This window comes from Chitinophaga sp. YIM B06452 (genome assembly GCF_039655965.1).
Lineage (GTDB): Bacteria > Bacteroidota > Bacteroidia > Chitinophagales > Chitinophagaceae > Chitinophaga.
Window position 1 is genome coordinate 1 of sequence record NZ_JAWLKY010000010.1, and the last position, 12,728, is coordinate 12,728.

Genomic DNA, 12,728 nt, shown 5'->3' on the forward strand with positions numbered 1-12,728 from the left:
GTAATTATTTATACAAGCACCCGGAGCGGACTCACGGCGTTCATTAAAGCTCACCGTTACGAGAGCAGCACTGCAATTATCCGTAGCTGTTAACAGCGGCGGAACAGCCGGGATAGCATCACAATTTACAAGCACATTGGCCGGCGGAGCAACGGTGAACGTCGGCCTGGTGGTATCCTGTACAGTAATAGTTTGGGTCAATACCGTCTCATTACCACAAGCATCTCTTGCCGTCCAGGTGCGTACAATCGTATAGCTATTCGCACAGGCACCAGGTGTGATCTGCTCGTCTTTATCATAATCTACGGTACTGCACTCGTCAGTTACCGCGATGTCGTTAAACAAAGGTATGTTGCTGCATTCCACGGTCACATTCGCAGGTGCAGCCGTTGCAAATACAGGTGCGGTATTATCCGTCACCGTAATCGTCTGCATCGTGGTAGCCGTCCTGCCGCAGGGATCGGTAGCCGTCCAGATGCGGGAGATCGTAATGCCGCAAGCCTGCGCCGCCGTCGAATCCCTATGGGTGATATTCAGCGTTAAGCCCAGCGGGTGACTGAATGTTGGCGTACCGAACAGCGTGGTATAATCTGTACCGGTTGCGCAAGCGGTGCTCACCGGGGGAGGAGTGGTCACCACTGAAGGCGGCGCCGTTGAAACAGTGATCTGTACTGCATTGCTGGTGCTTTCACAGTTCAGGCCGGATCTTACGATCCTGCGGTACCAGGTGGTCTGCGTCAGCACAGGAGGCTGGAAGATGCTGCCCGTAGCGGATGGAACAGGCGCGAAACCTGCTGTAGCGCTGGTAGTGCTGTATTCCCACGCATAGGTATAGGAACCGGCGCCGCCGGAAGGCACACCAACTCCTGTCAGCTGGCTGGGTTGCGCACCCGGACAAATCACCTGGTTCTGTTGGATCACATTGTTACCGATCTCATTGCGGTTAATAAGCACAACGTTATCACCTGCAGTCGTACAGGTATTGTTTGTTACAGTCCAGGTAAGGGTTGCGGTCTGGCCGGCAGACAGGGTAACGGTCGCTTTGGGATCGTTTACGTTGCTGATGGTCATACCGGGAGTAAGCCCTGTCCAGGTACCGGTTCCGATATTCGGAACGATGGCGTCCATTACAAAGGTCTCATCGTCGCAATGTTCCTGGTCAGCGCCGGCATTGGCCGCGGCAGGCATTTTATCTACGGTGATGGTAGCGGTAGCGCACACCGTATTCTTACAGGCCCTGTCGCTTTCAGCTCTCACCGCATAAGTGGTGGTTTCTGTAGGCTGAACGGTAATGCTGGTACCGGTACCAATGGAAGCGCCGACGCCGCAATTGTCTTTATACCATACCCAGTCCGCATTTGAGCCGAGTGTACCGCCTCTTGCGGTGAGTGTAACGGTCTGGCCTTCGCAGATCCTGCTGGGGGTTATTTCAATCCATGCGGGGATGGATAATGATTCAAGTGTTGTCGTGAAAGTATCTGCTTTTTCACAACCATCCGCGTTACGCATAACGATCCTGAAGCGGTATTCGCCGGCAGCCGTGGTAGGCGGATAGTTGATGGTGATCTGCCCGCCGGAGAGGGTCTGGTTGAGCTGGCTGGTAAAGCCAGGCAGCTCGTACCCGGGGATGGCGAACAGGTCATAACGGTTGGGCGCCCCGGAGACAATTGCATACTGAACTTCAAACTTGCCGGAAGCGTTACAGGCGGAAACAAGGTCTGTGATGGTGAAGTCCGGCACTGCGGCCACTCTTACTTCTATCACGTTGCTGATGGAAGTACAGGGGCCGGAAGTAACCACTCTCCTGTAATAAGTAGTAGCGGTCAATGCGCCAGGTTGATAGGTTGCCCCGGTTGCACTGCCGATGGCCGTAAAGCCGCTGGCAGCGTTGGAGCTGCTTTCCCACTGGTAGGTATAAGTGCCGGTGCCGCCGGTTACCGTGGCAGAGCCGGTAAGTGCTGCAGGCGTAGTGTTGGGCGGACAAAGCACCTGGTTTTGCTGTATCGTGTTATTCGCAACCGGGTTCCTGTTAATCAATATAACGTCGTCGGGCGTTGAAGTACAGGACCCGTTCGTAATGGTCCATGTTAAAGTGGCGGTTGTGCCGGCAGGTACGGTTACGGTAGCGTTCCTGCTATGGATATCGCTGATGGTGATCCCGGCGGGCACTACCGTCCATGTGCCTTGTGCGCCTGCGATGCCGGGCGCGGTGGCATTCATGGTGAAGGTCGCGTTGTTGCAATTGTCCTGGTCAGGGCCGGCATCGGCTGCGGCAGGCATTTGGTACACGGTCACCGTAGCGGATACGCAGGCTGAATTGCTGCACGTCATCGGGCCTTCCGCTCTTACGGAGTAAGTAGTGGTGGTTGTCGGATTCACCGTGATGCTGTTGACGCCCCTGGCTATTTCCGTGCCGGTCGTGCAATTGCCGCGGTACCATACCCACTGGCTGTTGGAGCCGAGCGTACCGCCCGTCAGCGTCAAGGTAGCCGATGCGCCAACGCAGATATTCGGCGTGGGCAGGCTGATAGTTGGGGCGGTAGATGGTGTATTGATCGTTACGGTGAAAAGCGATTCGGTGAAGCAGATATCGCCTGTCAGCGTCATTTTTTCAGCACGGATGCGGAAAGTATATACGCCCGGCGTTACGCCTGCGGGGTAGGGAACGCTGAACGTACCGCTGGTAGCGAACAGCGGCTCGTCTATGATGTTGGTGAAACCAGGCATCGGGTTGGCGCCCACTGCTTCGAGGTCGTATTGCTCGGGATCATTGGTGGAAGTCCAGGGCAGGTCAAAGCGGCCGGAACCGTCTTTACATTCTGCGATATTCGAAGCTACCGCGATGGTTGGCGGCGCTGCGTAATCAAGCGAGATGTCCACATACCTGGGCGGACAGGCGGAACCCGGCCGGTTCTTCACCACGGTCCAGCGGAGCACAGCGGTCTGCGGGCCGTTATTCACCGTGGCAACGGCATGCGGGTTGTGTATCTCGGCGGGATCGATGGTTACATCGCCTGAGATCACCGTCCAGGTGCCGGTCATGCTGGTATCTTTCACCGGGTCTGCATCCAGGGTAAACACATTGGTACACTGGGCGAGATCCCTGGCGGCCGCATTGGTCGTGGTTTCCACGATAAACGTTTTCTCCGCGGTGCTGATGCAGCTCGTGCCGTTCACCTGGATGGTGAGCCTAACGGTCACGGGTGTATTAAACGGCATGGTGCGGAGCGAACGGTTGTTCGGGGATAAAGGGTTCGTTACCACCAGTGTAGCACCGTTGCTGGGGCCTACGAAAGACCAGGTTACGGTCTGCGGAGGATTGGCAGATGTGCTGACAGTGTTTGTGGGCCTAAGATTGATATTGGTGAGCACCACGTCGGAGCAATAGCTGGTACTGCCGTCTATGCCGGCGGGCGTAACCACCGCGCCGGTGATCTTCACGGAATCTCTCACGGTACACTGCCCGTTCTGGATGTTCACTTTATATTCCTGTGTGCTGGCGTTGGAAGGAGCCGTAATGTTGATGGTCTGCGTGTGCAGGTTACCCGGCTGCCAGGTAATGTTATAACCGGCATTGGCCGCGCCGGCATCCAGCGTCACGGGCGAGTTCACGCAAAGCAGCTGATCCGGCCCCAGTTCCACCACAGGCGGCTGGTCCACGGTAATAACGATGCTGTCCTGCTTGGTACACACGCGGGGCTGGCCGTTTACGTATGCGCCATATTGTATGCTGCCCGTTACGTAATATTTACTTGTAACGCTGGGACTGATCAGTATCTGGTTCTTCGGCTGCAGGCCGGGCCCCGGCCATGGTAATATATCCGGCCCTGCCCAGGTAAAGGTCTCGTAACCGACGACGCCCGGGGCTTCCAGCGGTGTGGCCGTTAATATGGTCGAGTCTCCGCGGCACAAAACGTCCCTCGTCGCATTGATGGTTGGCAGTTCGGCCACAGAGATCGTTACGCGGTTGGATGGCGTATAACATTGGTTGGCGGCAAGGTTGCCCTGTTCAATTACCATCAGCTGGTACCTGATCACGTCTCTCTCCTTTAACACGCCGGGCCCGATGTGCAGCACAGGCGTGTTTACACCGGTATAACCGGCCTCGGTGATGGTAGTATAGGGAGCGCCGTTCTTGCTGTATTCCCAGCGGTAAACCGGGTTGGTGAAGTAGTCCGCCGGCTGGATAACGGAAGTAACGTTCAGTTCGGCGCCGGGGCACACCTGGTCTTCTTCCACACCCAAACCATCGATATAGGAATAGATCTTGGGCGCGCAGAATACGAACTCGATATCATCCACCGCAATGTCGTTACCACAACCGCCGGGGTTGTTGTTCCTGATCTCAACATACACGTTCGTTTCGCCGGGACCTAAAGTTACGGTGCCGCCAAATTGTTGCCAGCCGGTCATCCGCTGGTTCCCGCCGTTATTGATGGAAAGGTCCATCGATACGTCGTTGGTATTGAACTGGCCGATAATACTATTATCGGCTGCATTTCTTACAATAAAAGTAACTCCCGCATATTGGTATGGGTCATCCCAGTTTTCACAGACATTATTTAAAACACCAAGAGAGTTAAGGTTGATGAACCATGCGGAGAAGTTGTATTTCGCGCCGGGGCACAAACCTGTAACAAGCCTGCTGTAGAAGAGGCGGGGTTCTTCAGAAGAGTTCGCGATCAGCATACCGCCATTACCATCGTTGGTATGGTCAAATATATCGCCCCATTCGTTTTTACCACCAATCCTTGCACTGTAGTGAATGGAATAAAAGTCATCCCTCAGTTCTCCGTCGCCGTCGAAAGTATACCCGATGGTGGCGGGAGGAGGTAGAGCGCGGGGCGCTTCATTGGTGGCAAATGTGCCGAAAGTTTCCTTGAAGTTGGTAGACGGGGTGAAGGTGCCTTCGCAAACGTCCATGGAGCAATCTTCTGACACAAATGTCTTGGTGACCTCCGTGTAGGTGGTTCCTATATATAGCCTTGCCCTGACGGTGTATGTCCCTATCTGGTTAACGTTGAAGGTAATAGACTCGCTGTTATTGGCAATCCACCGTACCAGCGGGCTGGCTCCCCGTGGGCGGCTGTAAACAAAGTTCGTTGCGTTGGGCAGGGTAATGGTCCATCTTACGCTGTCCACAGCGGTTTTATTATTCCCGTTCCAGTCGCCGCCTATGGCGTCCTGCAGCCAGGCATGCATGGATGCATATGCGCCGGAGCAGACGGTCTGCGGAGCGGTCATATAAGGACGTCTCCTGTTGTCGCTGAAGGATTGTGCCGAAGCCCAGAGGCCCGTGAATAAAAACAGTATAAGGAGTAGAATTCTTCTCATTGTAGCAAACAATTAAGTGAAACAAGGTCCGATGCAGGTGATAGGCTGCAGGCGGCGGTTATTTCCGGGAGGCCGGAGGCACCGTTTTACTGGAAATTGTTTGAGACAATAAGATGTGCCGGATGCTGCACACAGGTACATAGGTGTAAAGGATCGTTTTCATAGGCTTCGGTTATTCGTATTCGGTCTTTTCAATAGGTTGTATGGATAAATTCGGCTTATTTGAAATTAAAATTAATGATAATATAGAGAAATCAAAAATATGAATTTATCACAGGCAGGCAAAAAAACAGTTATATGATGTTTATATTGTATGAGTGATTTGAAATTCAAGCCGTTAAAACCGTGGAAAATTTGTTAACTTTTTTTGAGGAATCGGGGAGGGGTTTCAATTTTTTTTGACAGAATATGTTATTTTTAAAATAATTACCTACCTTTGCAGACCAAATTCGTAGTAAGATGCCTAAAGTAAAGACTCATAGCCGTGCGAAGAAGACGTTTACGGTGACCGGCAGCGGCGCTATCAAACGCCCGAACGCTTATAAAAGTCACTTGTTGACTAAAAAGTCCAACAAAAGAAAACGTTCTCTGAGAGGAAGTAGCCTGGTGGCTGACGCCAATCTGAACCTGGTGAAGCGTATGCTCGTACTTCGCTAATTGAATCCAATTTATTAAACAAGTTTTAAAAAGCATAACATGCCTCGTTCAGTAAACGCAGTTGCGTCCAGAGCCAGAAGGAAAAAGATCTTAAAACAAGCCAAAGGCTTCTATGGTAAACGTAAAAACGTATATACCGTAGCGAAGAACGTTCTGGAAAAAGGCCTTACCTATAGCTACGTAGGCCGCAAACTGAAGAAAAGAGAATACCGCACCTTGTGGATCGCCCGTATTAACGCTGCGGCCCGCGCTGAAGGAATGACTTACTCCCAGTTCATTCATAAATTGTCAGAAAAACACATCGGCCTGAACAGGAAAGTACTGGCAGACCTGGCAATGAACGAACCTGAAACATTCAAAAGCCTCATCGCTTCTGTAAAATAAGTACTTATTCTCTCTAAATAAGTAAACCGGTTACCAACAGTAGCCGGTTTTTTTGTGCCTATAACCTTTCTACATTAAAACATTGAAAATCAGTTATAAATACCAATTGTGTAAAATACCCCTTAAATCAATAGGGCTCACCCACAGCCAGTTTATCCCAATTGCGTAAAACGCAACTTAAAGCTGGAACACCCTGTAATGCGGCTCCCAAACCGCCTCCGGCCATTGACACTTCTCAAAGATCCCCACCACAGCCGAACCGCTGCCGCTCATCGTGGCATACACTGCCCCGGCCCTGTACATCTTCTCTTTAATATTCCGGATAGCCGGGTATTCGCTGAACACCGGCCCCTCGAAGTCATTCGTCAACACACCCTTCCAGCTCCGCACATCTTTCCAGTCCACCTCCCTCAGGCTCACGGCAGGCTGCCCGGGAGTAAGCCGGCCGAAAGCCCAGCCCGTATTCACATGTATCCCCGGGTGCACCAGCAGGAAAGAATAACCGGACAAGTCCACGTCCCAGGGCTCCATGATTTCCCCGCGCCCCGTAGCAAAACAGGGCCGGTTCCGGATGAAGAAAGGACAATCGCTGCCCAGGCGGGCTGCATATGCTTCCAGTTTTTCTTCGGGCAAACCCAGGTTGTATTTGGCATTCAATAGTTTAAGCGCAAAGGCTCCGTCTGCCGAGCCGCCGCCGAGGCCGGCGCCAATGGGAATGTGTTTGTGCAGGTGTATATGCACCGGCGGTAATTGCGGGTAGTCTGTTTTAAGAAGGGAATAGGCTTTGTTGCAAAGATTATCTGTCGCATCGCCGGGAATCTCGAGGCCGCTGTGGGAAAAGATGTTCTCTTCCGCGGTGATCACTTCCAGCGCGTCTTCCAGGGGCAGTGGATAAAATACTGTTTCCAGGTCATGGAAGCCGTCGTCCCGCCTGCGCAGGATATGCAAACCCAGGTTGATCTTACAATTGGGGAAAAGGATCACTATGTACTATTTACTTTTACGGCTGTTGATCTCGTCGCGGATGGCAATGGCGCGGATATAATCTTCCTGCTCCAATACCTCCTGCAAAAGGGTGTTCAGCTCCTCCAGGTTGAGGGCCTTGAGATCATCTTCCGCGCCTTTCTCATGCTCCGAAATACTGGGGCTGCCGGAAGCTTTGGTAGTTTTCTTACCCGCAGGGTCATCCAGCAGGATGCCCGCGCTGTTAAGGATATTCTCGTATGTGTAGATCGGGCAGCCAAACCGCACCGCCAGCGCCAGGGCATCAGATGTACGGGAGTCTATCTCGATCGTATCGTCGTTATTGGAACAGATCAGCTTGGAATAAAAAATACCTTCCTGTAAATTGCTGATAATTACTTCGTGTAACTCAACATTGAATGCATTCATGAAATTTTTCATGAGATCGTGGGTCAACGGCCTGCTGGGCTGCATTTTTTCCAGCGCTACTGCAATGGCTTGAGCTTCAAACCCGCCTATCACGATCGGCAGACGTCTTAGTCCGTTCACCTCTCCCAGTACCACGGCATACGAATGGGTCTGTGTAATGCTATGCGACAAAGCAACTATTTCCAATTCTATTTTTCTCATACTGTCATTACGCGTAAGCGCTTCACGTTTATACTGTGTAAGACGTGAAGTTAGAAAAATATTCGATATCTAAAAAGCATTGGCTGCTGAAGAATAACGCTGTCCGGTAGCTGACCGCCCCGAACCCGCTCCCCAGCAGCCGGCTGATTATAATTAATTCCCTTTATATTTCTTTACAGCTTCGGTCAGTTTAGGCACCACCTCGAAAGCGTCGCCCACCACGCCATAGTCCGCAGCCTTAAAGAAAGGCGCTTCCGGGTCTTTGTTGATCACCACGATCACCTTGCTCCCGTTTACCCCCGCCAGGTGCTGGATAGCACCTGAAATACCGATCGCCACATACAGGTTGGGCCTTACGGTAAAGCCGGTTTGCCCCACATGCTCGTGGTGCGGGCGCCAGTTCGCATCGGCTACGGGACGGCTGCAGGCGGTGGCTGCGCCCAGGGCATGCGCCAGGTTTTCCACCAGGCCCCAGTTCTCAGGACCTTTCAGGCCCCGGCCGCCGCTTACCACGATCTCCGCTTCGGTAAGGGGCACTTCGCCGCTCACGGTTTCTACTTTCACCACTTTCACTTTAAAGTCCGCGTCGCTGAGCGCAGGCGCAAAAGCCTCCACTGTAGCGGTTCCGCTGCCGGCTTCCAGGGCAAAGGTATTGGGCAGCACGGAAACGATCTTTTTGGGAGAGGAGATATTTACGTTGGCAAATGCTTTGCCGGAAAACACGTTCTTCTTCACCACGAAACCTGCCGAAGTATCAGGCAGGGCAATAGCGCCCGCTACCAGGCCGGCTTTCAGGCGGGCAGACAGCTGCGGCGCAATGGCTTTGCCGGAAAAGTTGTGGGAGAACACGATCACATCCGCATTTTCTTTCGCAACGGCTTCCGCTACGATCTTAGCGCCCACGCCGGTTTCCAGCTCGTTCAGCCGCGCGTCGGCCACATGCAGCACTTTCGTGGCGCCATACCGGCCCAGGGAGGCCAGTTCTTCGGCGCTTACTTCGCCCAGTACAAGGGCGGTAGCCTGTGTACCCAGCTGCTGCGCTACTTTAGCGCCGTATTGTACGGCCTCCAGCGCGGATTTTTTGATGTTACCCTGAAATTGATCGGCAAATATTAAAACAGACATTGTTACTCGTTTTTTTAATGAGAGACTCAGATCACTTTGGCTTCTTCATGCAGCAGCTTCACCAGCTCCTCCATGCTGTCCGGCTGGATCATTTTCACGCCGGCCTTTGCGGGCGGCAGTTCGAAAGACACTACGCTGGTAAGCGCATCCACCGGTACCGGCGCGATTACTTTCAACGGTTTGGTGCGGGCCGCCATAATGCCGCGCATGTTCGGGATGCGTGCCTCCGCCATGCCTTTCTGGGCGGAAACAGCCACGGGAAGGCTCACTTCAACGGTTTCTTCGCCGCCTTCGATCTCGCGCACCAGCGTAGCCGTAGCGCCATTCAGGTCCAGCTTTGAAGCGATGGAAACAAAGGGGATGCCCACCAGTTCGGCAACCATGCCGCCGATAGACGATCCGTTATAATCGATGGTCTCTTTACCGGTAAAGATCAGGTCGTAATTCTCCTGCTTTGCGTGCGCCGCTATCTGCGAAGCGATGTAATAACTGTCATGGCTATCCGCATCCACCCTGAATGCCTCGTCGCCGCCAAGGGCAAGCGCCTTGCGGATCACAGGCTCGGTATCAGCTCCGCCCACGGTGATCAGGTGCACGGTGGCATTCAGCGTCTCCTTCAGCTCAAGGGCCCTCACCAGCGCATACCATTCGTCGTATGGATTGATGATGAACTGCACACCCGCTTCACTGAATTTCGTGTTGTTGTCTGTGAAAGCTATTTTTGCAGTGGTGTCGGGCGTTTTACTGATACATACTAATATCTTCATATCCGTATACTGGTTTTTATTGAAAAATACAGTGTGTACAAATATATGGGATTTAGCAATCTGGCAATCAGTGACGCTCGTCAGCTTTTAAAAATAGCATCTTTGCAAATGGACAGAATCGCACAATTGAAGGCATTCCTGGCGGAAAGCCCGGCAGACAGCTTCCTGCGGCATGCGCTGGCGCTGGAATATATCAAGATCAATGACGACCGGAGCGCCCGGGAAGCGTTCGAGGCCCTGCTGGCCAACGATCCCAAATATGTTGGCTCTTATTATCACCTGGGCAAACTGCTGGAAAGGCTCGGCGAGCAGCACGCCGCTATCGCTGCTTATGAAAAGGGCATGGAGGTGGCCCGCGAAGTGAGGGACATGCACGCTTATAACGAATTGCAGGCCGCGCGCGAAGACCTCTAAAACAATACACAATGATTGAGAGGCTACAGGAATTTATCAGGAAGGAAAAGATCTTCAACCCGGGAGACGGGCTGCTGCTGGCCGTTAGCGGCGGGCTGGACTCATCCGTGCTTTGCTATTTGCTCATTAATGCCGGCTGGAAGGCGGAGATCGCGCATTGCAATTTCCAGCTGAGAGGAGAGGAGAGCAGGCGAGACGAGGCTTTTGTGCGTTCGCTGGGTAAAAAATACCAGGCGCCTGTGCACGTCACTGCATTCGATACCGCTGCTTATGCGGAACAGCATAAACTATCCACCCAGGTAGCCGCCCGCGAACTGCGGTATGCCTGGCTGGAACAGCTGAGGGCGGAACGGGGCCTGGCAGCGGTTGTTACCGCACATCACATGCAGGACAACGTGGAAACGCTTTGGATGAATCTTTCCAAAGGCACCGGCATGGCGGGTTTGCACGGTATCCTTCCCCTGCAGGGCCGCATTGCAAGGCCATTGCTGTTTGCCACCCGCGAGGAGATCGCAGCGTATGCAGCGGCAGAAGGGCTGGATTACGTGGAAGACAGTTCAAATATAACTGATAAGTATACACGAAATTATTTCCGCCATCACATCCTGCCGCCGCTCCGTGATATCTATCCGGATGTGGTGAAACAAACGGGCACTTCCATTGCGCGTTTCCGCGAAGCGGAAGAACTTTACCAGCAGGCGCTGGACGTTCATAAAAAGAAACTGCTAGTGCAGAAAGGGCAGGAATTCTTCATCCCGCTTACCCGCTTCAGCCAGGCCAAACCACTGGCCACGATTGCATATGAACTGCTGAAACCCTTCAACTGCAGCGCCGGACAGGCCTTGCAGGTAATAGCCCTGCTGGATGCAGAGCCGGGGAAATATATCAGCACCGGCACACACCGCATCGTGCGCGACAGGAAATGGTTCATCATCACCCCGCTGAACACTGCCGAAGCCAGTTATTTTATCATCGAAGAAGGGCAGGACCTGCTGCAGCTGCCCGGGCTGCAATTCAGTTTCCGCGAAGCGGCGAACAGCGCGCACGCGATTAGCGCGGACCCGCTGGTGGCTTGCATAGACAAAGCTGCGCTGCAATACCCGCTTATGCTCCGCAAATGGAAGCAGGGGGATTATTTTTACCCGCTGGGCATGGTCCGCAAAAAGAAGCTCAGCCGCTTTTTCATCGACCAGAAGCTTTCATTGCCGCAGAAAGAAAAGGTCTGGGTGCTGGAATCAGGTAAAAAGATCGTGTGGGTGGCGGGCATGCGGATAGACAACCGGTTCCGCATAACGGAAAAAACCCGGAAGGTGCTGCGCATCACGATGACGGAAGCGGCTGTTTAGAACGGCAATCTTGTGAGTTGTTCAAGAAAATATTTGGCAAGTTCGGGCTTCATAACAATTGGGAATACAAGCCCCAGCACCGCACCCCAGAAGTGTGCATCATGGTTAATGCCATCCCCACCACGTTTGGACATGTATGCAGAATAGATGAGGAACAAAACTGCGTAGAGTATAGCCCACACCTTAATAAAAAAAACATAAATTGGTGCCCATGGAGCGAATAAAACAGAAGAGAAAAGAACGGCTGATACGGCTCCGGAAGCCCCTATGGCACGATATCCGTATACGTCCTTGTATTTGAAATACGTTGAAACATCGGGTAGTACCAATCCCAGCACATACAACAGCACAAAATAAATCTTTCCTCCCATATACGCCTGCATGTAACCTTCCGCAATGGTTCCGAAAAAATACAGCGTAAACATATTAAAAAACAGGTGCATGAAATCCGCATGCACGAAGCCGGAAGTGATATAACGGTAATACTGGCGTTCATTGTTCACTTTATAGGGCCAGAAACTCAGCTTGTCTACTTGCTCGGGACGGTTAAAAGAGGTGATAGATACAAGGCAGGTGATAACGATGATGGCTATGGTAAAGGTCATAAATTCTTCTGTTAAGCTGTAAAAATAATCATTGATGGTGATATTTCTCGTTATTGAGTACGGTATAGGCCCGGTAAAGCTGCTCGGTTACGATCAGGCGCACGATCTGGTGAGGAAAGGTGAGCGCTGAAAGCGACATTTTGGTTTGCGCCCGTTGCAGCAATGCTTCATCCAGCCCGAAAGCGCCGCCGATCAGCACGATCAGCTGGCGGGTGCCGGCATTTTCCCGCTGTTGCAGGAATTCTGACAACTGCAGCGTGCTCATACTTTTACCGCGCTCATCCAGCGCCAGGAGGTAGTCTGCCGGCTGCAGCATATCCAGCACCAGTTTCCCTTCCGCTTTTTTCAGTTCAGGGATAGAAAGGCTGGCCGCCTGCTTTACAGTAGGGATCAGTTTTATGCTGAAATCTGTATAATGCTGTAATCTTTTCTGGAATATTTTTATGCCTTCGTTGATGTACGCATCATTTTCTTTTCCAATGCTCCAAAGCTGTATTTTCACG

At 52.4% G+C, this 12,728-nt stretch carries 11 protein-coding genes; 4 read left to right on the forward strand and 7 right to left on the reverse strand.

Going from position 1 to position 12,728, the window contains the following annotated elements:
* The coding region (locus tag R3I13_RS26385; RefSeq protein ID WP_346320999.1) for a hypothetical protein at positions 1-5,334 on the reverse strand (5,334 nt) is incomplete at its 3' end.
* A 459-nt stretch (positions 5,335-5,793) separates the two neighbouring features.
* Between R3I13_RS26385 and rpmI the strand changes: the two genes are divergently transcribed.
* Positions 5,794-5,991 carry a 50S ribosomal protein L35 gene (gene rpmI, locus R3I13_RS26390; RefSeq protein ID WP_343704772.1) on the forward strand — a complete coding sequence of 66 codons (198 nt, stop codon included), beginning with the start codon at positions 5,794-5,796 and terminating at the stop codon, positions 5,989-5,991.
* Between the two features lie 39 nt (positions 5,992-6,030).
* Positions 6,031-6,375 carry a 50S ribosomal protein L20 gene (gene rplT / locus R3I13_RS26395; protein ID WP_120515919.1) on the forward strand — a complete coding sequence of 115 codons (345 nt, stop codon included), beginning with the start codon at positions 6,031-6,033 and terminating at the stop codon, positions 6,373-6,375.
* A gap of 177 nt (positions 6,376-6,552) precedes the next feature.
* Here rplT and ispE read toward each other — a convergent pair whose 3' ends face one another.
* The 4 genes from ispE to R3I13_RS26415 all read right to left on the reverse strand — a co-directional run bounded on the left by ispE (position 6,553) and on the right by R3I13_RS26415 (position 9,860).
* Positions 6,553-7,359: a 4-(cytidine 5'-diphospho)-2-C-methyl-D-erythritol kinase gene (gene ispE, locus R3I13_RS26400; RefSeq protein WP_346321000.1), complete on the reverse strand. Its 807-nt coding sequence runs from the start codon at positions 7,357-7,359 to the stop codon at positions 6,553-6,555.
* Positions 7,360-7,365: 6 nt separating this feature from the next.
* Entirely contained in the window at positions 7,366-7,968 is a 603-nt protein-coding gene (locus R3I13_RS26405; protein ID WP_209147416.1) for a bifunctional nuclease family protein, read from the reverse strand.
* Between the two features lie 153 nt (positions 7,969-8,121).
* Complete coding sequence (locus tag R3I13_RS26410) at positions 8,122-9,093, reverse strand: electron transfer flavoprotein subunit alpha/FixB family protein (RefSeq protein ID WP_346321001.1); 972 nt, start codon at positions 9,091-9,093, stop codon at positions 8,122-8,124.
* Between the two features lie 26 nt (positions 9,094-9,119).
* Complete coding sequence (locus R3I13_RS26415) at positions 9,120-9,860, reverse strand: electron transfer flavoprotein subunit beta/FixA family protein (RefSeq protein WP_346321002.1); 741 nt, start codon at positions 9,858-9,860, stop codon at positions 9,120-9,122.
* A 108-nt stretch (positions 9,861-9,968) separates the two neighbouring features.
* Between R3I13_RS26415 and R3I13_RS26420 the strand changes: the two genes are divergently transcribed.
* Together R3I13_RS26420 and tilS are read left to right on the forward strand one after the other, a co-directional pair.
* Positions 9,969-10,274 carry a tetratricopeptide repeat protein gene (locus R3I13_RS26420; protein ID WP_346321003.1) on the forward strand — a complete coding sequence of 102 codons (306 nt, stop codon included), beginning with the start codon at positions 9,969-9,971 and terminating at the stop codon, positions 10,272-10,274.
* An 11-nt stretch (positions 10,275-10,285) separates the two neighbouring features.
* On the forward strand, positions 10,286-11,620 hold the full coding sequence (gene tilS, locus R3I13_RS26425; protein ID WP_346321004.1) for a tRNA lysidine(34) synthetase TilS: 1,335 nt from the start codon (positions 10,286-10,288) through the stop codon (positions 11,618-11,620).
* Here the strand turns inward: tilS and R3I13_RS26430 are convergent.
* Together R3I13_RS26430 and R3I13_RS26435 are read right to left on the reverse strand one after the other, a co-directional pair.
* The gene (locus R3I13_RS26430) at positions 11,617-12,225 is read right to left on the reverse strand and encodes a rhomboid family intramembrane serine protease (protein WP_346321005.1); all 609 of its coding nucleotides are present in this window, start codon (positions 12,223-12,225) and stop codon (positions 11,617-11,619) included. The two genes, tilS and R3I13_RS26430, sit on opposite strands and share 4 nt — an antisense overlap.
* Positions 12,226-12,253: 28 nt before the next feature.
* Complete coding sequence (locus R3I13_RS26435; protein WP_346321006.1) at positions 12,254-12,727, reverse strand: 23S rRNA (pseudouridine(1915)-N(3))-methyltransferase RlmH; 474 nt, start codon at positions 12,725-12,727, stop codon at positions 12,254-12,256.
* Between the last annotated feature and the right edge of the window lies 1 nt (position 12,728).